Source organism: Rhizobium indigoferae (assembly GCF_034554815.1).
Classification (GTDB): Bacteria; Pseudomonadota; Alphaproteobacteria; order Rhizobiales; family Rhizobiaceae; genus Rhizobium; species Rhizobium leguminosarum.
In genome coordinates this window covers 523,394-541,920 of sequence record NZ_CP140638.1, presented here as the reverse complement: position 1 = coordinate 541,920, position 18,527 = coordinate 523,394, and the positions used below count along the sequence as shown (strand labels likewise).

At 59.7% G+C, this 18,527-nt stretch carries 22 protein-coding genes and 1 pseudogene; 11 read left to right on the top strand and 12 right to left on the bottom strand.

What is annotated here, in order from left to right:
• Positions 1-136: 136 nt before the first annotated feature.
• Positions 137-1,051: a polyphosphate kinase 2 gene (gene ppk2, locus U5G49_RS35045; protein ID WP_018449041.1), complete on the top strand. Its 915-nt coding sequence runs from the start codon at positions 137-139 to the stop codon at positions 1,049-1,051.
• A 116-nt stretch (positions 1,052-1,167) separates the two neighbouring features.
• Here ppk2 and U5G49_RS35040 read toward each other — a convergent pair whose 3' ends face one another.
• On the bottom strand, positions 1,168-2,043 hold the full coding sequence (locus U5G49_RS35040; RefSeq protein ID WP_193445974.1) for an aldo/keto reductase family oxidoreductase: 876 nt from the start codon (positions 2,041-2,043) through the stop codon (positions 1,168-1,170).
• 96 nt (positions 2,044-2,139) lie between these two features.
• On the opposite strand from U5G49_RS35040, the gene U5G49_RS35035 reads away from it, so the two are divergent.
• The gene (locus U5G49_RS35035) at positions 2,140-3,051 is read left to right on the top strand and encodes a LysR family transcriptional regulator (protein WP_115157901.1); all 912 of its coding nucleotides are present in this window, start codon (positions 2,140-2,142) and stop codon (positions 3,049-3,051) included.
• Between the two features lie 51 nt (positions 3,052-3,102).
• Here U5G49_RS35035 and U5G49_RS35030 read toward each other — a convergent pair.
• The 4 genes and pseudogenes from U5G49_RS35030 to U5G49_RS35015 all read right to left on the bottom strand — a co-directional run.
• Positions 3,103-3,204: pseudogene (locus tag U5G49_RS35030) on the bottom strand (pyridoxamine 5'-phosphate oxidase family protein); the annotation flags it as partial.
• Between the two features lie 13 nt (positions 3,205-3,217).
• Positions 3,218-3,412: a hypothetical protein gene (locus tag U5G49_RS35025; protein WP_003538349.1), complete on the bottom strand. Its 195-nt coding sequence runs from the start codon at positions 3,410-3,412 to the stop codon at positions 3,218-3,220.
• Between the two features lie 57 nt (positions 3,413-3,469).
• Positions 3,470-3,706: a 30S ribosomal protein S21 gene (gene rpsU / locus U5G49_RS35020; protein WP_018246906.1), complete on the bottom strand. Its 237-nt coding sequence runs from the start codon at positions 3,704-3,706 to the stop codon at positions 3,470-3,472.
• A gap of 40 nt (positions 3,707-3,746) precedes the next feature.
• On the bottom strand, positions 3,747-3,899 hold the full coding sequence (locus tag U5G49_RS35015; RefSeq protein WP_164903068.1) for a hypothetical protein: 153 nt from the start codon (positions 3,897-3,899) through the stop codon (positions 3,747-3,749).
• A gap of 453 nt (positions 3,900-4,352) precedes the next feature.
• Between U5G49_RS35015 and rapA2 the strand changes: the two genes are divergently transcribed.
• The 7 genes from rapA2 (at position 4,353) to U5G49_RS34980 (ending at position 10,448) form a co-directional block, all read left to right on the top strand.
• Positions 4,353-5,066 (top strand): calcium-binding lectin RapA2, encoded by a 714-nt coding sequence (rapA2, locus tag U5G49_RS35010; RefSeq protein WP_018246908.1) that lies wholly within the window; start codon positions 4,353-4,355, stop codon positions 5,064-5,066.
• Positions 5,067-5,264: 198 nt separating this feature from the next.
• Positions 5,265-5,453, top strand: coding sequence for a hypothetical protein (locus U5G49_RS35005; protein WP_112908322.1), 189 nt, complete (start codon positions 5,265-5,267; stop codon positions 5,451-5,453).
• 233 nt (positions 5,454-5,686) lie between these two features.
• Entirely contained in the window at positions 5,687-6,874 is a 1,188-nt protein-coding gene (locus U5G49_RS35000; protein ID WP_246289336.1) for a helix-turn-helix transcriptional regulator, read from the top strand.
• 133 nt (positions 6,875-7,007) lie between these two features.
• Positions 7,008-7,193 (top strand): hypothetical protein, encoded by a 186-nt coding sequence (locus U5G49_RS34995; RefSeq protein ID WP_115157903.1) that lies wholly within the window; start codon positions 7,008-7,010, stop codon positions 7,191-7,193.
• The gene (locus U5G49_RS34990; protein ID WP_193445976.1) at positions 7,172-8,668 is read left to right on the top strand and encodes a DUF4153 domain-containing protein; all 1,497 of its coding nucleotides are present in this window, start codon (positions 7,172-7,174) and stop codon (positions 8,666-8,668) included. The genes U5G49_RS34995 and U5G49_RS34990 overlap by 22 nt, the downstream gene beginning before the upstream one ends.
• A gap of 47 nt (positions 8,669-8,715) precedes the next feature.
• Positions 8,716-9,420 (top strand): response regulator transcription factor, encoded by a 705-nt coding sequence (locus U5G49_RS34985; RefSeq protein WP_115157905.1) that lies wholly within the window; start codon positions 8,716-8,718, stop codon positions 9,418-9,420.
• Entirely contained in the window at positions 9,420-10,448 is a 1,029-nt protein-coding gene (locus U5G49_RS34980) for a HAMP domain-containing sensor histidine kinase (protein ID WP_115157906.1), read from the top strand. The genes U5G49_RS34985 and U5G49_RS34980 overlap by 1 nt, the downstream gene beginning before the upstream one ends.
• A gap of 68 nt (positions 10,449-10,516) precedes the next feature.
• Here the strand turns inward: U5G49_RS34980 and U5G49_RS34975 are convergent, their stop codons facing one another.
• Positions 10,517-11,116: a TetR/AcrR family transcriptional regulator gene (locus U5G49_RS34975; protein ID WP_115157907.1), complete on the bottom strand. Its 600-nt coding sequence runs from the start codon at positions 11,114-11,116 to the stop codon at positions 10,517-10,519.
• 119 nt (positions 11,117-11,235) lie between these two features.
• On the opposite strand from U5G49_RS34975, the gene U5G49_RS34970 reads away from it, so the two are divergent.
• On the top strand, positions 11,236-11,664 hold the full coding sequence (locus U5G49_RS34970; RefSeq protein WP_047620554.1) for a hypothetical protein: 429 nt from the start codon (positions 11,236-11,238) through the stop codon (positions 11,662-11,664).
• Positions 11,665-11,756: 92 nt separating this feature from the next.
• Entirely contained in the window at positions 11,757-12,152 is a 396-nt protein-coding gene (locus tag U5G49_RS34965) for a VOC family protein (RefSeq protein WP_113543016.1), read from the top strand.
• A 177-nt stretch (positions 12,153-12,329) separates the two neighbouring features.
• On the opposite strand, the gene U5G49_RS34960 is transcribed toward U5G49_RS34965, so the two are convergent.
• The 6 genes from U5G49_RS34960 to U5G49_RS34935 form a co-directional block, all read right to left on the bottom strand.
• Complete coding sequence (locus tag U5G49_RS34960; protein ID WP_115157908.1) at positions 12,330-13,094, bottom strand: SDR family NAD(P)-dependent oxidoreductase; 765 nt, start codon at positions 13,092-13,094, stop codon at positions 12,330-12,332.
• Positions 13,095-13,137: 43 nt separating this feature from the next.
• A complete protein-coding gene (locus U5G49_RS34955; protein ID WP_018246914.1) occupies positions 13,138-13,866 on the bottom strand; it encodes an SDR family oxidoreductase in 729 nt (242 codons plus the stop codon).
• Between the two features lie 126 nt (positions 13,867-13,992).
• Positions 13,993-15,252 (bottom strand): sugar ABC transporter permease, encoded by a 1,260-nt coding sequence (locus U5G49_RS34950; protein WP_047620556.1) that lies wholly within the window; start codon positions 15,250-15,252, stop codon positions 13,993-13,995.
• Positions 15,249-16,070 (bottom strand): ATP-binding cassette domain-containing protein, encoded by an 822-nt coding sequence (locus U5G49_RS34945; RefSeq protein WP_193445977.1) that lies wholly within the window; start codon positions 16,068-16,070, stop codon positions 15,249-15,251. Before U5G49_RS34945 ends, U5G49_RS34950 begins: the two co-directional genes overlap by 4 nt.
• 65 nt (positions 16,071-16,135) lie before the next feature.
• Positions 16,136-17,209: an ABC transporter substrate-binding protein gene (locus U5G49_RS34940; protein WP_193445978.1), complete on the bottom strand. Its 1,074-nt coding sequence runs from the start codon at positions 17,207-17,209 to the stop codon at positions 16,136-16,138.
• Positions 17,210-17,530: 321 nt separating this feature from the next.
• A complete protein-coding gene (locus tag U5G49_RS34935; protein WP_018246919.1) occupies positions 17,531-18,415 on the bottom strand; it encodes a helix-turn-helix domain-containing protein in 885 nt (294 codons plus the stop codon).
• Positions 18,416-18,527: the final 112 nt, after the last annotated feature.

The following is an 18,527-nucleotide window of genomic DNA, read 5'->3' as shown; positions in this document are numbered from 1 at the left end:
CGGCTGAAGCGCATTCGACGCCGCAATCATCGGCTTAAGAGATCGGGACGTTGCTGTTCCGGCTTTGGCTTAGCCGAACCGTCACACAAACTTCGCAGTGACGTGCTCCTGTCAAAAAAGCAGGAAGGAAAAGCCCATGTCTCAAACACATCAGGACCAACTCAGCCGTATTAAGGCCGAGATCGCCGACAGCTTCGATGAAGAGCTGGAAATGCAGATGGAGGAAGACCGGCTGGACGATCTGGTCGCCGAAGGAATGTCGGAACCGGCGGAGCAGACGCTCGAGCGAAAGACCTACTTCCGCGAGCTCTTCCGGCTGCAGCACGAACTGGTGCGGCTGCAGGATTGGGTTCAGCATAAGAAGCTGAAGGTGGTGGTGCTGTTCGAAGGCCGGGATTCGGCCGGCAAGGGAGGCGCGATCAAACGCGTGACCCAGCGGCTCAATCCGCGCGTCTGCCGGACGGTCGCGCTGCCCGCCCCTACCGAGCGGGAACGTCATCAATGGTATTTCCAGCGTTATGTCCCGCATCTTCCGACCGCCGGCGAAATGGTGCTCTTCGACCGAAGCTGGTACAATCGCGCCGGTGTCGAGCGCGTCATGGGGTTCTGCACCGATGAAGAGCTCGAGGAGTTCTTCCGCTCGGTGCCTGAATTCGAGCGGATGCTGGTCCGTTCCGGCATCGTGCTGATCAAATACTGGTTTTCGATCACCGACGAGGAGCAGGAATTCCGCTTCAAGATGCGTATCCACGATCCGCTGAAGCAATGGAAGCTCTCACCGATGGATATGGAAAGCCGTGTGCATTGGGAGGAATACACCAAAGCCAAGGAAGAGATGCTGGCGCGGACGCACACGGAGGACGCACCTTGGTGGGTGGTACAGGCCGTGGACAAGAAAAGGGCGCGGTTGAACTGCATCGCCCATCTTCTCGAACAGATCCCTTACGAGGATGTTCCGAAACCGGAGATCCAGTTGCCGGACCGCATCCGTCACGCCGATTACAACAGGGCGCCGGTTCCGCCTGAAATGCTTGTGCCGGAGCGCTATTGAAAGCATCGCCGCGTTGGGCGGCGGGCTTCCGCATAATTCTTCAATTCGGAATCGTTTGAGAGATTGCTCCGCTACGCCGCGCAAGACGTGGCGTAGCGTCGGATCGCCGGCGACCGTCAGGCGGCGATATCAGCCATGCGGTTCAATTCCGAGACGGCCTCATCCGGCAGCACGAGCCCGGCGGCGGCGAGGTTCTCCCTGAGATGGCCGACGGACGAGGTGCCGGGGATCAGCAAGATGTTTTCCGCACGACGCAGCAGCCAGGCGAGCGCTACCTGCATGGGCGTGGCACCAAGGCGTGCGGCGACGTCGGACAGGGTGGACGACTGCAGCGGGGTGAACCCGCCGAGCGGAAAGAACGGCACATAGGCGGTGCCTTCGTGCGCGAGGTCGTCGATCAGCCTGTCGTCGGCCCGATGCGCCAGATTGTACTGGTTCTGCACGCAGACGATCTCGGTGATCCCACGCCCCTCGGTGATCTGCCTCGATGTGACGTTGCTCAGCCCGATGTGACGGACCAAGCCTTGCCGCTGGAGATCGGCCAGCACTGTCAGAGGCGCTTCGATCGACCCTTCGGCTGGGCCGTGCACGTCGAACATGATCCTGAGATTGACGACATCAAGCACATCGAGGCCGAGATTGCGGAGATTGTCGTGCACTGCCGCGGTCAGCTCTTCACGCGAGAAGGCCGGCATCCATGATCCATCCCCGCCGCGCCGTGCGCCGATCTTGGTGACGATGGTGAGATCGTCGCGATAGGGATGCAGCGCTTCACGAATGATCTGGTTGGTGACGTGGGGGCCATAGAAGTCGCTGGTGTCGATGTGGTTTACGCCGCTCGCGACCGCCTCGCGCAGCACCGCCATGGCCGCGCCATGATCTTTGGGCGGGCCAAACACGCCAGGACCAGCGAGCTGCATGGCGCCATAGCCAAGCCGCTTCACGCTGCGGCCGCCGAGGTTGAACGTGCCGGATTGATCGATAGTAGACATGGTCTAACTCCTTTCAAGAGATGACACCAAGATAGGCGTTGGCGGCACGTGTGAAAATTGGCTATAATCCGCACGGGCTGTGCGGAGTAGCGAACAGTGAAAGCAGATCTGGGTGATCTCAATGCCTTTGTTGCCGTGGCGCGCGCCGGGGGTTTTCGTGAAGGGGCGCGCGTAAACGGCAGCAGCGCCTCTTTCCTCAGCGAAGCGGTGCGTCGCCTGGAGGCCCAACTCGGCGTCAGGCTGCTCAACCGCACGACACGCAGCGTCGTCCCGACCGAAGCGGGCAAGGGCTTGCTGGAGCGGCTCGGCCCTGCCTTGAGCGAGGTAGAGTCTGCCCTCGACGTCGTCAACGGATTTCGCGACAGGCCGGCGGGTGCGTTGCGCCTTAATGTGCCGGTCAGCGCGGCGCGGCTGGTGCTGCCCGCCATCGTCCCAGCGTTCCTCGCCGCCTATCCCGATATTCGGCTGGAGGTGGTAACCGACGAGAGTTTTGTCGACGTGATCGCGGCCGGCTGCGACGCCGGCATCCGCTATGACGAGCGGTTGGAGCAGGATATGATCGCAATACCGATCGGGCCACGCGTCCAGCGCTTTGCCATCGCCGCCTCCCCCGACTACCTGGATCGCCGTGGCCGGCCGCAACACCCGAGCCAGCTGCTCGGCCATGCCTGCATATTGGGCCGTTTCGATAGCGGTGCGATGACGGCGCCGTGGGAATTCGAGCGTGATGGCGAGATCGTGCGGGTCGATCCAACGGGGCCGCTGATCGTGCGGGTCGGCGGAGCGACCGACCTGGCCGTCGATGCAGCGATATCAGGAACAGGGATCGTCTGCCTCTTCGAGGACTGGCTGCGCCCGCATTTCGACAGCGGTGCGCTCGAGCCCATCCTCGAGCCGTGGTGGCAGCGCTTCTCCGGGCCATTCCTCTATTATCCCGGACGGCGTCTAGTGCCTGCGCCGCTCCGGGCGTTCATCGATTTCGTCAAGGCATCAGCCAATCAGGCTTGATGTTTGTCGGCCAGAGACGTGCCTCCGATCTTCGTTGAGTGCTTCCATGCGTTAGAGCTTGACCTCGGCACTGTCGCCCATATCAGGTTTTCTGTTCGAGACCGCGGCGGCCGCCATCTTGATATAGCTGATGATCGTGCCTGGGCTGTCCCAACCACGCAGTCGATCAATGGACGCTTGGGGTTTTCATGACCATTGCGAAGTCTTCGGCGACCAGTTCACTGACGGCGATGAGAACTTCTTCCCGGGAAAAACCCGATGTCAGAGCGCGTTGGATCAGATCCTGCAGATCCGGCTCCACGACATCGCGGCAATCCTCGAGGCGTTCTTCGGAAACGGTGAGGCTATTGAGTTCGTCCATTGTCTGTCCTTTCACGGAATGTAGCAGCCGAAGCTCGGGGCTAGTTGGGAATGGCTGCTAACGGGTGGTCGCCACCCGCTTGGATCCGGCGAGCAGGCCTTCACGCTGCATCTTCTTGCGTGCGGCCTTGCGATGCCGACTGATCGCCTGCGCCTTTTCTCTGACACGCCGTTCGGACGGCTTTTCATAGGCGCGCCGTTCCTTCATTTCACGGAACAGTCCTTCGCGCTGCATTTTCTTTTTCAAGACCCTGAGCGCTTGATCGACATTATTGTCTCTGACGAGTACCTGCATTTCAAGTTCTCCTTGTTTGGGTGGTGCGACGATCGCAGGCTCAGCCAAGCTGCTCGGCGATCAGAGCCCGCAATTCGCGGCGGGTGAGAAGGCAGGGAAACGGCTTCCAGCTTCCAGCAATGCGGCGGACAGCCTCGTCATCCTCACGCGGTTTCGCCACCGCAACCGCGGTGGCTGTATTTATGTGGTTCAAAAAGAATTCCTTTGCCGATCTCGGCCGGCGTCATCGATTGTTTGTGGGGTTGCCCGTCACGCAGCCATAACGGCGCGCACGGATGTACAAGCGCTTCAATCATGAGCCAGCAACAGCTTAGATTTCCGCTTGATCGGGTATTCCCGCAACATAGGTATCGGCGGACACAATTGCAACGGATGGCCCGGATGGCATGGCGCGGGCATCGCCAATCGCCTTCAGATATACTCAGCGCCATTTTATTCAAGTTATCCGGGTATAGTTTTCGCCGAATTTTCTTCAATTTGGCTTGAAAGTGACATTATTCCGCCGGAATGGAAGCAACGCGGAGGTTGGCATCGAAATTAACCTTCTGTTAAATAGACCATTGACTTGTAGTATTAATAGGTTGTTAAAGGAGCCGCTCGCTGAGGTCGAAATTGACCCGCCAATAAACAATTTTAGGAGAGAGCTATGGCTTCGCCGATACATGCAACTGATGATAGTGCAACATTTAAAGAAACCGACGTTATTTCTGGAAATCTGCTTTCCAACGATTCATCCGACAACGGCCACCTGTTCCTGCGCGCCTTCGACGGCGCAAGCGTTGGCGCCAAGGCCGGCAACAGCCAGGTCACCGAGATCCAGGGCGACTACGGCACTTTCTTCGTCAAGCCCGATGGCAGCTACACCTATGTCCTGAGCGACGCGGCCAAGATCGGCTTCGCCAACGGTGAATCGTACCAGGAGAAGGTTTCCTACAAGATCTCCGACGGCAGCGGTCATACCGATGTCGGCCTGTTCACCCTGAACATCCAGGGCGTAACCCAGGTAAAGCCGATCGCGGTCGACGACCACTACAGCTTCAACGAAGGCGACGCCATCGGCGGCAACGTTCTGGACAACGACATTGCCGGCGACAACGGCAAGCTCTTCCTGCGTCAGTTCGACGGCACGAACGTCAGCGCCAAGAGCGGCCTCGACGCTGTTACCGACATCGTCGGCGACCATGGCGTCTTCCACGTCAAGCCGAATGGCGAATTCACCTACACGCTGACGGAAGACCTGGCTGCCGGCCAGAACGTCACGGAAACCGTCCAGTACTACAAGATCTCCGATGGCGAAGGCCACACGGATGCTGGCGTTCTGACGCTCAACATCACGGGCACCGACGCTCATCTTGCTTGATCAGCAGCAGTAAATCAGTCAGACACAACGCCCGCCGCGCAATCGGCGGGCGTCTTCATATGTCCGCTTGTTTTGACGCGCGGTGCCGGCGGGGTTCAATCATGTGCGGTTGAAGGTCTGAAAAGCGGGTATAATACTTTTTAGCTAGTTCTTATAAATGCCGGGGTGGCGTAGTCTTCATGTTCGGAGGACACGCCGTTGACCGAACACATCGAACCCAGGCAAATCGAAACAGACGATCTGACGAAAGTCTGGTCCGTGACGGAGTTCTGCGCGCGTCACCGCATAGATACCGAGGAACAATCGCTGCTGCTCAAGCTTTTCGGGCCGTTCGCGACTGCCTCCGAATTGCTTCACAATGCCAAGCGCGCGCCAAGGTTCAGATAAGAGGTCCTTCACCTCGTTGCCTGGACGGATGTGCCGATGAGGCCCCCTCTCTCGCTCTTCAACGATCTTGCCATAAATGCCGGCAGGTCCTTCGGTGAACGAGACTGCGCAAGATATCACCCGATCGGGCGACGCTCGCTGTCTTGCCTCTCCTTAGACATTTATGCAGTAATCGAAATGGTGCGATCGTTGCAATTGGCGGAACCATCATCGTGAAAACGAGCGGCGCTAATATGGATCATGTCGATATCATTGATGCTGTCTATCAGGCTGCGGTCCGTTCAGAATTATGGCCGGATACCCTATGCATGATCGTTGATTACGTCGGCGCTGTTGCCGGAAATATTGTCTATCAGGCGCCCGATGGTCGCGGCAGCTTTTTGATCCCCGGCCGCATGCGTGAAGATTTGAATGCGCTCTATCTTCAGCATTATACGGGAAACCCCTATGCCCGCGCATTCGAGAAGGTAAAGCCGGGTGAGATTGCAGTCGGCAATATGTTGATCGATGCAGAGGCCGTACGGCATTCGGCGTTTTATGCCGATATCTGCGCGCCTCAGCACATCTTCAATCAGCTCTTTCTGCCGCATGCCAGCCTGCACGAGCGTGGAGGTATCGGCGGTGTCGCTCTTTTCCTGTCTCGTCAGCAAGACGAGCACGCCGTCGAAGCGGCTGAAAGGCTGAAGCTGCTGAGTCCGCATATGGCGCGGGCAATCGATCTTTCCTTTCAGGTAAACCGGATCGCCCGTGCACCCGAATTGCCGCAACGGCTGATCGATGCAATGGCTGATGCGGCCGTGCTGATCGATAGTCGCGGTGCAGTCCTTCTATTGAATGCGGCGGCCGAAGCACTGCTCAAGCAGGCCGACGGCATTTTCCTCAGCCGATCCGAGAGGCCCTCGCTTGCTGCCCATATTCCAGAGACATCCACCCGGCTAGTGAACGCCATTCGCCAGGCGTTGCTGATAGCCGATGGCGAAGACACGCCGTTCGAAGGAGCTTTGTCGATCTCTCGGCCATCGGGTTTGCCACCTTATCTGGTGATGATCACGCCGCTTGCAGCGACAGCGGTTTCCATATGGGATGCGGTTGACAGCGGAGCGCGCGTCCTCATTCAAATCGTCGATCCAGAAGCAAAGACGCGCCGGCAAGCGCAACAACTGCAACACATCTTTGGCCTGACCGAAGCCGAAACCCGGGTCGCTGCGCTGATCGGCAGCGGAATGAATTTGCCCGAGATTGCCGAGGTTCTTGGAATTTCGTCCAACACGGCAAAAACACACACTAGCCGATGCTTTGGCAAAACGGGAACTCGATCCCAGGCGGCTCTCGCCAGGTTGATTGCGTCGATCCCGATCGCAGGAAACAGGACGGCGGCGCCGTCCCGTGCGAAGGGGAACAGCCTTCCGCGGCAATCGTAAATTCCCAAGCCATCTTCACATTCAATATGCTTTGAAGAAGCCGCTGCGTGACCTTCATAGGTCAGGGCGATTTTCCTGAATTGCTGCTCACTCTCTGCACAGAATCTGCAATCCGGCGCGGCATCCTCCCGCCATGAGCAAGAATGACATCCCGGCCCGCTTCACTCCGCCCGCTTTGCCGGATCGCCTCCGCAATGACGGATGGTGGTTGACGGAGACAGACGGGCCTCAGGCTGCCGAGAAGGTTTCCGTGATCATGCTCATCGTGATCGAAAAGCGCCATTTAGAGGAGCAACTATGGACGCAACCGGGACATTGACGCCACCAATCCCTCTCAGGCGCGGCAGCGGCCGAATAGCCGCGCTGCTTGGGCTCGTGGCTCTGGCGGATTTTCTGATCTTCGGCCAGCAGCCCGGGATAAATCTTTTCCTGTTTGCGCTCGCCGTCTGCGCCGGCATTCTACTTTCGGCCGGGAAGATCCGGGCGCCGTCAATGGCTGCTCTCCTGTTTGGTTTTTCGGTTCTGGCGTCGGCGCCTCTGCTGGAAGCGCCCTCATTAGCCGGTACCTGCCTTTGCTTCAGCGCGCTGATAGCGGTTGCTCTCGTCGGCGCCAGGGTTATGCCTCGCAGTCTCACCGGTCTGCCGCTAGTGTTTCTCCGTTTTGCTCTTGTCATCCCCTTGCGGCTTGCCGACGATATTAGGAAATATCTTAAGACGCCGGCCAAACGTTTCTCCTTCACCGTCCTTCGGCAGGGCGTCGGCCTCTGGATCATGCCGCTCGTTCTCGCCGCAGTCTTCGTGTTCCTCTTTGCGGCTGCGAACCCGCTTATCGAGATCGCGCTACGCAGTATTGATTTTGCCGTTCTGCTGCAGTTTCTCGATCTTTGGCGGATGGGTTTCTGGATGATGATCGCCATCGTGGTCTGGGCGCTGTTGCGGCCACGCCTGAAGCGTCGCGCTGCGAGGTCGCAAGCCGGCAGGGCCTTCATGATCGTGCCCACCAGAAATGCGCCGCTCGGCCATGCCTCGCTGTTGCGGTCGCTGCTCCTGTTCAACGCGCTCTTTGCCGTGCAGACGCTTCTCGATCTTGTCTATCTCTGGGGCGGCGCAGATCTGCCCGATCACATGAGCCATGCTGAATATGCTCATCGCGGCGCCTATCCGCTGATTGCGACGGCACTTCTGGCCGCCGGTTTCGTCCTCGTTGCCATGCGGCGCGGTGGCCCCGGTGATCATAGTTCGCTCATCCGCGGCCTCGTTCACGCCTGGATCGGCCAGAACATCCTTCTCTGCCTGTCGTCCATGCTGCGGCTCGGGCTTTACGTCGAGGTCTATTCGTTGACGGAATTGCGTGTCGCTGCCGGTCTCTGGATGGGACTCGTCGCTATCGGCCTTGTCTTGATCCTGCTGCGCATTCTGCTCAACCGATCCAACGAGTGGCTGATCGCCGCCAACCTCGCCTCCCTGATCGCGGTGCTCTACATCAGCGCCTTCATCGATTTCCCGGCTGTGATCGCCCGTTTCAATGTCGTCCACAGCCGGGAGATCAGCCAGGAAGGCCCACCGCTCGACCTCGATTATCTCTCCTCGCTCGGTCCTTCCGTCATTCCGGCGCTCGATCTCTATCTCCAGATGTTGCCGGGCTACCTGGTCGACAAGCGGAATCAAGCGCTGGCATTTCGGTACTACCTCGTCAGGGATTTCGAACGGCGCCCGCGTGACTGGCGGAACTGGACCTTCCGGGCGGCGCGGCTGGAGACCCATCTTCTATCTCCTGCTGCCATTGCAAGATAGAAAGAGAACGATGACAACAGGCACGAAAAACAACGCAGGACTGGTGGATGGCGCCCCGAATTCTCGTCGTCGATGACGAACCTCACATCCGCGACGTGATTTGCTTCGCGCTTGAGCGCGCCGGCCTGGCATCGATGGCCGCCCGCAACGGCACCGAAGCGATGGCGGCCTTCCGCCGAGGCAACATCGATCTCATCATTCTCGATATCGGCATGCCAGATATGGATGGCCTGGAGGTCTGCCGCCAGATCCGCAAGACGTCGGGATTGCCGATCCTGTTTCTTTCGGCGCGTGACGAGGAGATCGACAGGGTACTGGGTCTCGAAATTGGCGGAGACGATTATGTCACCAAACCTTTCAGCCCGCGCGAACTCGTGGCTAGGGTCAAGGCTATTTTGAAGCGCAGCAGCAATGGGGCAGAACCTGAGAGACGCCACGCCACACTTGTTGCTGGCGCGCTCAGCCTGGATCGTCGCGGCAGGACAGTCACCTTCTGCGATGGTGAGATCACAATGACGGCGCTCGAATTCGCAATTCTGTATGCTTTGTTGTCACGCCCCGATACGGTTTTCAGTCGCGAACAATTGATGGAAGCGGCCTATGGCGCCGGTACCTATGTCGCTGACCGGACGATCGACAGCCATATCCGCAACATCCGGGCCAAGTTCCTGGCGGCCGGCGGCCAGGGGGTCATCGCAACCGTTCACGGCATCGGCTTCAAACTCGGCAGTGAAATCGGGAGGAAGGCCTGATGCTGGCGCCCAAGGTCAAGACAAAATGGCGGCCGACGCTGGCGCTGATCGTCTATGTCGTGCTTCTTGCGGTCATGGCGCTGCCGATCCTCATCGTCATCTGGTTTCGCACCGTGGAGACGAGTTCGAACCGGATGGCACCTGCGGAAATCGGCGCCCTCGCCGTCGTCTTCATGCTGACGCTCGGCGTTGCCTATGTGCTGACGCGCACCATCACCGGCCCTATCGACGCCTTGATTGCCCGCGCGGACGAGATCGCCCGTGGCGGCAAGGCGGCAATCCGACCGCTTGAAAGCTATGGAACACGCGAGATCGCTTTGCTGTCGCAAAGCTTCCTCGATCTTGCCGGAAAACTGGTCGATCGCACCGAATATATCAGCTCCTTTGCCGCCCATGTCTCCCACGAACTGAAATCGCCGCTGACGGCCATCCGCGGTGCCGCAGAGCTTTTACGCGACGATGACATCGAGAGGCCGATGACGAAGGCGCAGCGTTTGCACTTTCTCGATAACATCGTCGCCGACGCAGTCCGGCTCGATGCGTTGCTGCAGCGGCTGAGGGAACTTGCGCAGGCGGAAACCCTTGTCGCCGAGGGCAGAAGCAGTGTCACCGACATCATATCCTCACTGGGCGTGCAATTTCCCACCCTGGATATTTCCGGCTCAGGCGATACGGAAATATCTCTTGCTCTTCCTCAGGAAGCAGCCGCCATCGTCTTTGCCAACCTTGCCGAAAACGCTCTTCAGCACGGCGCCACACTGTTGGAACTCAGAGTGTCAACCGACGCCCGAACAGCCGTCATTCTTGTTCGTGACGACGGCAGCGGTATTTCCGAGGCAAATCGCCAACGCATCTTTCAGCCGTTCTTCTCCACCCGCCGCGAACAGGGCGGCACCGGCATGGGCCTCGGTATCGTCCGCGCCATGCTGAGCTCGCATGGCGGGACGATCCGCCTGCTGCAGACGACCGGCGCCGGCACCGAGTTCGAAATCACCATCCCGGGACCGAACTGGCGCTCCAGAGACTGATAGGGGCATTGCGCGGAAGGGCGATCCCGGCACTGCCCCGTCCTGAGCAATGTCATCAAGCGAGTGGATCAGTTTCCAGGTTCTATCGCCGTCAATGCCGCCTGCGCGATGACATCTGCAATGCGTTTGGACAGCGCCGGGTCGGAAGCAGCGCGGGCGAGGGTTACACCGCCACTGAGCATGGCGAGTAGCAAGATCGCCTGATCTTCCCGGCGTGTTTCGGATTGGCCTGGTATCTCACCCTCCGGCAAGCCGACCGCAACTTCCTCGATGAGACGTTTGAGTTCTGCCGTATAGGCGCTTCGTGTTTCATCGTCTGCGCGCATGACGTCGGGGGAGAGGCTCGGCAGAGCGCAGCTCTCGCCCAGATCGCAAGTTCTTTTATAGCCGAGATAGTAGCCGACGAATGTCGTCAGCCAGTCTTTCGGTTGCCTGGCCTTCAGCGCCGCAATTCCTTGCCGCAGCTCTTCCAGGCCCGTCAGGACGGCGGTGCGAAAGGCTTCACCCTTGGACTTGAAGTGTCCGTAGAAGGCACCGTTGGTCACCCCTGCGGCCTTGGTCAATGCATCGATGCCAGCACCGCCATAGCCTTCCTTTCTGAAAACCTGTCCAGCCGCCGCGATGACGCGCGTTCGGGTCTCCTGCTTATGTACGGCACTATATCGCATCTATGTCCCTTTTGGAGTGATCACTCTTTATGTCTTGCTAAGAGAGTGATCGATGTGTATTCATAAAGAGTGATCGGTATATATCAGAAGCGGTCACGGTTCAAACAGGGAGATATACGATGCCTATCACACTCACCGTGCCCGAAGGCCTACTTTCGCAGCAGGCTCAGGCGCAAGCCTTTGCCGGATTGACGGACGCGGTGCTCGATGCCGCCGGCTTGACCGGCAATGACTTCATGACAGCCAATATCATCGGCACGATCAATGTGCTGCCGCAGGAGCATGTGCTTGCGGCGGGAGAGCCGATCGCTGCAGCTTTCGTCGAGCTCAAGCTGCCCGAGATCGCGCTGGTGAGCGCTGAAGCAAAACAGGCTTTCTTCGAAAAAGCGGCCGATGTCATCGAACAGGCCGCCGAAGGCCGGCTGAAGCGCGAACATATATGGTCGAACATCGTCTACGCGCCTGAAGGGGCCTGGGGTATCGCCGGCCGCAGCTACAACAATGCCGATCTCGTCGGTGCCATCCAGGGTGCGGTTGCCGCCTCGTAACGATCGCGGCGTACGCTCGGAAATCTCAGACTTGCAATGCCGGGCCGGCGACACCAAGGCGTCGCGGTCCGGCGCCTTGACGGAGCCAAGCCATGCAGCTTGCTAACTATCTGTTCTTTTCCACCGGTTGCGAAGAGGCGCTCGCCTTCTATGCCGAATGCGGGCTTGGCCGGATCACGCAATTGAAGCGCCACGGCATGGACGGGATGCCCGTTGCCAGCAAAGCCATGCGGGGCAAGGTGATGCACGCTCGTTTCGAAGGACCTGATGTTCTGTTCTTCGCCTCGGACAATCATGATGCGGAGCCGATGCGAGGCTCCGCCCACATGCTGATCATGGACGACCGCGACAGTACCGACAGCCTATTCGCACGGCTGGCCGAGGGCGGAGAGATCACGACACCACTCGCCGTCCAGCCATGGGGAAGCTATTATGGCAAGTTCACGGATCGCTTCGGTGTCCAGTGGATGCTCGATTGCCTGGCGTGAGCACGTGCTCTATGCGCGAGTGTGAGCCGATAACACCCCGATACCCGCTAAGTGTCGGCGTCTGTGTCGTAATCATTCAGAATATCGCGCGCAGAGGACAATCGGCAGGATCGCAGGGGAGACACTCGCCCCCGATCAAGCGGCTGCGAACGCCCTACCCTACCCGGTGCCCGCGTCTTACCGCGTCGTATAGCCGCCGTCGATAACCAGCACTTCGCCGGTGACATAACTTGCCGCCGCGGAGCAGAGGAACAATGCGGCACCCGCCACCTCCTCCGGCTGCCCGACGCGTCCCATCGGGGTCATGCTGCGCCAGGTCGGGAACCAGTCGGGATTGTCGATGCCGCCACGCGACAGATCGGTCTCAATATAGCCGGGGGCGATGGCGTTGACGCGGATATTCTCGGCGGCAACCTCGCTGGCGAGGCTCTTCGTCATCATGTGGACGGCCGCCTTGGAGGCGTTATAGGCGACCTGGTTCTGCGGAATGTTGGAAACGATGCCCGAAATCGAGCCGATATTGAGGATGGCGCCGCCGCCCTGACGCCGCATGGGTGCGAGTGCCGCCCGGCAGGCGCGGAAGACGGTATCGACATTGACGGTCATGATCTCGCGCCAGATGGCATCGGAGAACTCGCCGCTGTCGCCATGAATGGCGATGCCGGCATTGTTGACAAGGATGTCGAGCCGTCCCGCCCGTGAAAGGCTTTCAGTGACGAGTTCGTCGGCAGCGCTTTCCTTCATCAGGTCGGCGGCGATGAAATCGCAATCGACGCCGGCCTTGGAGAGCCGGTCTTCTGCCGCTGCATTGCGGCTTCGGCCCGTGATGATGACTTTGGCGCCCGCCTCGCCGAGCGCCTCGGCGATCGCAAGCCCGATGCCGCGCGTGCCGCCGGTCACCAGCGCCACCTGTCCGTTCAGGCGAAATCTGTCGAAGATCATGTCCGTTTCCTCTCGGCGATTGTTGATGGCGATCGCGCTTTCGTCAGATGTCGGCGCTCTGCGGCAGGATAACGAGATCGCGAATCGTAATGTTGCGTGGGCGCGTCAGCATGAAAAGCACGGCCTCGGCCACTTCGTTCGCCTCCATCAGGCCGCCCGCGGCGAGCGCCTCATCCAGCTTCTCCTGCGGCCAATCGCTGAGAAGGGCGGTGACGACCGGACCGGGAGCGATGGCGCCGACGCGCAAGCCATGCTTGGCCACCTGCCGCCTTAGCGTATGGACGAATGCCTGGACCGCATGTTTCGAGGCGGTGTAGATCGGTTCCCAGACGACCGGGATCATGCCGGCAACGGAACTCGTCAGGATGATATCGCCGGTCTTGCGCTCGACCATATGCGGCAGAACGGCATGCACCGAGCGGAATGCGGCGTTGATGTTCAGATTGAGCATGCGGTCCCAGGCATCAGGGTCGCCACCCAATACCTCACCGCCGATGTAAGAGCCGGCATTGGCGTGGAAGATATCCAGCTGGCCCGCTTTTTCCAGGATCTGCGGCATCATCCCTTCAACGCTTTTCGGATCGGTGAGATCGATGACCAACGGAATGGCGTTTGCGTCGAGTTTCGAGCAGATTTCCTTCAAGGCTTCTTCATTGCGGTCAACCAGCACGACCCGAGCGCCCGCGGCAAGCAAAGCCTTGGCGCATTCAAGGCCGATACCCGACGCCGCTCCGGTGACGGCCGCAACTTTTCCAGACAGATCCTGTCCCATTCTCTTCCTCTGGTTTCCTGGTTGCTTAGAGCATCTCCGTTTTCTTCGAATCACGGAAGTGCTCTATCTCTTTGTTTTCACGCAATTCCGGACGCAAAACCGCTGCGCACTTTTGCTGAAATTGCTCTAAGCCCGGCCGTGCGAGATCCGCGATCGGCGTGCCAGCGAGTCGACGATGACGGCGACGGCAAGGACGGCGCCCGTGATCATGTATCGAAGCGACGATGACAGATCGAGAAGCGTCAGCCCGCTGGCGATCGACTGAATGACGATGATGCCGAGAAGGGCTGAATAGGCACTGCCACGCCCGCCGAACAGGCTCGTGCCGCCGATGACCGCCGCAGCGATGGCGTTGAGATTGACGTCGCCGGTGCCGGCCTGCTGACTTGCCGTCGCCAGCCGGGCGGCAGAGAGAACGCCGCCGGTTGCCGCAAGCAGGGCGCACATGACGAAGGCGCTCGTGTAGATCCGCGAGACGTTGATGCCGGAACGACGGGCCGCTTCCCTGTTGCCGCCGACGGCGTGCATGGAGCGTCCCCATTTGGTGCGCGTCAGTGCATAGTTCATGGCGACGGCGAGCCCGACGAAAAGACCGAACATCCACGGAATGCCGCGCGACTGGTTGAGATAGAACGCGACTGCTTCCAGGGCGAGTGTGATGATGACAGCGCGGATAAGCAGTCCGCGGGCCGATTTTGCCGACAAGCCGGCCGCCCGCCGGCGCGCCGACGTGCGGTAACTGGAGAAGAAGAAGGCAATGCCGGCAAGTGCTACCAGTAGATAGGCGATCGGGTCCGGCATGACCATGATCTGGCCGAAACTCACGAGCCAGGAGCCATAGGGAAGATTGATCGAACCCGTCGCTCCGAGGATATAGAGCTGCAGGCCGAGAACCGCGAGCAGTCCGGACAGGGTGGACACGAAACTCGGCATGCCAAAGCGGTTGAAGACAAACGCGTAGAGCGAGCCGATCAGGGCGCCGACGATCATGGCGGCGAGGACTGCAAGGACCACTGGCCAACCCTGGTTGACCCAGAAGACGCCGACCAACGCCGAGGCGAAGCCGCTGACGGAGCCGACGGAAAGGTCGATCTCACCCACCATCAGGATACAGACGATACCAAGCGAGATGACGCCGACCGTCGAGCAGTCGAACAGCATGTTGACGAGGTTGCTGCTGGAGAGAAACACCGGATTAAGCGCCTGAAACACCGTCCAGATGATCGCCAGGCCGACAATGACCGGCAGTGAGCCGAGATCGCCGGAGCGGATGCGATCCCAAAAGGCCTGGATCGAGCCGCCGAAACTGTCGTCATGGCGCACTCTCTCATCACGCCGGTCGAGCAACGCCGGTGCTACCGGATCATTGTCGATGGTCTTCATCATGGCCTGCCCTCCTCGTTCGGTTGCCTTTGCGCCTGGCGGCGCGACGCGCGGCGGGAGACGGAATTGTTGGATGCACCGGTGATGGCGCTGACGAGCTGCTCGTTGGACGCGTCGGGCAGCATGGTGCCATTGTTGCGACCGAGGCGAAGGACGACGATGCGATCGGCGACGGCGCGCACATCCTCCATGTTGTGGCTGATCATGATGACAGCGAGGCCGCGTTCCCGCACGCGCTCGATTAGGTCAAGCACTTCAGCGGTCTGGGCAACGCCGAGCGCTGCTGTGGGTTCATCGAGCATGATCAGTTTCGGCTCGAGCAGCAGCGATCGGGCGATCGCTACCGTCTGGCGCTGTCCGCCGGAAAGTGAGGCGACGGGCTCGCGCACACTTGGAATGCGGGCCGAAAGCTCATTCAAGAGTTGCCAGGCGCGGATCTCCATGGCGACCTCATCGAGCTGATAGGGGCTGAGCTCCTTGCCGAGGAAGATGTTGGCGACGACGTCGAGATTTTCGCAAAGTGCCAAATCCTGGAAGACTGTTGCAATGCCGAGGCCGAGAGCCGCACTTGGGCTCGGCAGGTTTACCGGCTTGCCTTCGAACAGGATCGTGCCCGAGCTTGGCTGATGCACGCCGGCCAGGATCTTGACCAGCGTCGATTTGCCGGCGCCATTGTCGCCCACCAGCGCCACGACCTCGCCGGCATACACGTCGAGTTCGATATCGGTGAGCGCCGACACCGCCCCGAAGTTCTTCGATATTCCGCGCAGACTGAGAACAGGCTGACGGGAAGGGTCAAGATTGTGAGAGGTTTCAGACATCGCCTGGCCTTTCGGAAAGAGCAACGGAAAGCGCGACCGGCGACCGGGCGCGCTTTCCTTGCGGATTACTTCGTAATGCCAAGCTTGTTGCACCCGTCGGCATAGCGGCCGGTGCACAGCTCCTCGGCGGTGTTGATCTTCTTGTCGATGATCTCGGCCTTGAGGTTTTCGGCGGTGACGACGGCAGGGACGAAAAGCTGCGCCGGCGTGTCGTAGAGCGTCATTTCGGCCTTCGGCGTTTCTCCGGCCAGGAGCTTCACGGCGACGTCGGCAGCGGCGGCGGCGACGATTTCGCTCGGCTTGGAGATCGTATTGTACTGATCCCCCGCGATGATCAGCTGCAGTGCCGCGATCGTCGCATCATTGCCGGTTACCGGCGGCACGGGATCGACACCCGCGGCCTTGAAGGCTGCGATGGCGCCACCACCCGTGCCGTCATTGGCTGCGACCACGCCCACGATCTGTTTGCCGAAACGGGTGATCTGGCCACCCGCCCATTGCTGGGCGTTCGAGGGCTGCCAGTTGGGCGTATCGAATTCGGCAAGCGTCTTGTATCCACCGCTCGCCAGACCCTCATGAATGCCGTCCTTGATCAGCCCGGCAGCCGCATCGGTCGGCGAACCGTTGATCTGCAGGATGCCGCCTCCATCGGTCGGCACATTCTCAGCCTTCAGATGCTGGACGAGCGATTCCGCAATTGCCTTGCCGATCGCCTTGTTGTCGAAGGAGACGTAGAAATCGGCCTTGCCTTTCGGAATCGGACGGTCATAGGCAATGACCTTCACACCCTGGCTCTGTGCGAGCTGGACGAGCGATGCAGCCGCTGCCGAATCCACCGGGTCCAGCACGATGACTTTGGCGCCCTGGGTGATCGCCGAATTGAACTGCTGCTGCTGTTTTGCGATATCGGCATCGGCGTTCTGATAGAGAACCTTGCACGACGCGCAAAGCTTCTTCATTTCCGCGACGAAGCCCGGGTGATCGTGCTCTTCGTAGCGGGTAGAGCCCTGATCGGGCATGAGGAATGCCACTGTCGCATCCGAAACGGCCGTTTGCGCAAAGGCGGAAGTACCGCCCAGCAAGGACAGGACAAATACCGCGGCGCCTGCCGCCTGTGTTGAGAATTTCATCATTTCCATCTCCTCCCATTGGTAAAAATTGTGTAGGTTCGTGATTGCACTGCCTGCTGTGGCCGTTCGGCTGAATGAACGGTCGCGCCTGTCCCGGCGTTTGATGTTTTTGAGGACAAGCATCTCCGATCGCGAGCCGCTCATCGCACGCCCACGTTCAAAGTCAGTGTCAGTTTTCGCTCCTCCTCCTTGTCCTCCCTCGTCCCTTGGACCGTGCTCGTTCGGCTCCTCCAGAGCATTTCCGTTTTTCTCCGAGTCACGGAAATGCTCTGTCTTTTGTTTTACGCAATTCCGGACGCAACACCGCTGCGCACTTTTGCTGGAATTGCTCTAGGCCGCCTTTGCCACATTGATATTGTCACCCAACAACCGCCGGAAACGCGAAGGCGTCATGCCTTTTTCCGCGAGAAACTGCCGGTTGAAGTTGGACAGGTTGTTGAAGCCGACCTCGAAGCAGATATCGGTGATCGATGCATGGTCATCGCTCATCAGGATCTGGCAGGCGAGATTGATGCGCAGGCGTTTCACATATTGTACCAGCGACATGCCGGTATGGCGGCGGAAGCCTCGCGAAAAGGCGCCGGTCGACTGTTCGGCGATCGCCGCGAGATCAGCTTCGTCGAAGGATTTCGTGAGGTTCTCTCTGATATAGGCGAGCGCCTTGTTGATGCCGGCCGACATGTAGCCCGATGGATCGGGCAAATAGCTCGGGCTGGCGAGAAGCTGGGAATCCTGCGCCCGGCTGAGCAGGCCGACGATCATCATGAACAGCTCGATGCGACGCACACCATGCGCCTGCTGCACCTCGTTCATCAGGGGAGCAACCTGCCGGCTGGTATCGGCGCCGAACAGCACGCCGCGGCGGGAGGCTTCAAGAACCGGATCGAACGGGCCGAGCTCGGCCAGCACCTTCATCGTGTCGCTGATGAAGCCCTCGCTGAACTGGATGAGCTGGCATCGAAGCGGAATGCTCGAGCCCTTCGGGACATCGCTGATCCAGTTGTGGGGGAGATTGGGACCAGCAAGAACGAGATTACCAGGCTCGAATTCGCCGATGAAGTCGCCGACGAAATACCGTCCCGTTGTCGCCACGACGAGATGAAGTTCGTATTCCGGGTGAAAATGCCAGCGAACAGTATGGTAGGGATAGCCATGCGCCTTCGTTGCGAAAGATTCGCCGGGCCGGATCTGAATGACTTCCAAGTCAGGTTCCATTGTCTCCTCCTCCGAGGACGGTTCCAGGCCCGCCAGCCAAATTCTTTTTGGCTTTTATTGTTGAAGGGGAGTGTAATGGGCTCATGTCACGCCCGCCACCACGATTCCCGGT

Coding starts and splice junctions, on each gene's coding strand:
- ppk2 (WP_018449041.1), top strand. CDS start 137: ATGTCTCAAACACATCAGGACCAACTCAGCCGTATTAAGGCCGAGATC.
- U5G49_RS35040 (WP_193445974.1), bottom strand. CDS start 2,043: ATGTCTACTATCGATCAATCCGGCACGTTCAACCTCGGCGGCCGCAGC.
- U5G49_RS35025 (WP_003538349.1), bottom strand. CDS start 3,412: ATGGACGAACTCAATAGCCTCACCGTTTCCGAAGAACGCCTCGAGGAT.
- rpsU (WP_018246906.1), bottom strand. CDS start 3,706: ATGCAGGTACTCGTCAGAGACAATAATGTCGATCAAGCGCTCAGGGTC.
- rapA2 (WP_018246908.1), top strand. CDS start 4,353: ATGGCTTCGCCGATACATGCAACTGATGATAGTGCAACATTTAAAGAA.
- U5G49_RS35000 (WP_246289336.1), top strand. CDS start 5,687: ATGGATCATGTCGATATCATTGATGCTGTCTATCAGGCTGCGGTCCGT.
- U5G49_RS34995 (WP_115157903.1), top strand. CDS start 7,008: ATGAGCAAGAATGACATCCCGGCCCGCTTCACTCCGCCCGCTTTGCCG.
- U5G49_RS34990 (WP_193445976.1), top strand. CDS start 7,172: ATGGACGCAACCGGGACATTGACGCCACCAATCCCTCTCAGGCGCGGC.
- U5G49_RS34985 (WP_115157905.1), top strand. CDS start 8,716: ATGGCGCCCCGAATTCTCGTCGTCGATGACGAACCTCACATCCGCGAC.
- U5G49_RS34980 (WP_115157906.1), top strand. CDS start 9,420: ATGCTGGCGCCCAAGGTCAAGACAAAATGGCGGCCGACGCTGGCGCTG.
- U5G49_RS34975 (WP_115157907.1), bottom strand. CDS start 11,116: ATGCGATATAGTGCCGTACATAAGCAGGAGACCCGAACGCGCGTCATC.
- U5G49_RS34970 (WP_047620554.1), top strand. CDS start 11,236: ATGCCTATCACACTCACCGTGCCCGAAGGCCTACTTTCGCAGCAGGCT.
- U5G49_RS34965 (WP_113543016.1), top strand. CDS start 11,757: ATGCAGCTTGCTAACTATCTGTTCTTTTCCACCGGTTGCGAAGAGGCG.
- U5G49_RS34960 (WP_115157908.1), bottom strand. CDS start 13,094: ATGATCTTCGACAGATTTCGCCTGAACGGACAGGTGGCGCTGGTGACC.
- U5G49_RS34955 (WP_018246914.1), bottom strand. CDS start 13,866: ATGGGACAGGATCTGTCTGGAAAAGTTGCGGCCGTCACCGGAGCGGCG.
- U5G49_RS34950 (WP_047620556.1), bottom strand. CDS start 15,252: ATGATGAAGACCATCGACAATGATCCGGTAGCACCGGCGTTGCTCGAC.
- U5G49_RS34945 (WP_193445977.1), bottom strand. CDS start 16,070: ATGTCTGAAACCTCTCACAATCTTGACCCTTCCCGTCAGCCTGTTCTC.
- U5G49_RS34940 (WP_193445978.1), bottom strand. CDS start 17,209: ATGGAAATGATGAAATTCTCAACACAGGCGGCAGGCGCCGCGGTATTT.
- U5G49_RS34935 (WP_018246919.1), bottom strand. CDS start 18,415: ATGGAACCTGACTTGGAAGTCATTCAGATCCGGCCCGGCGAATCTTTC.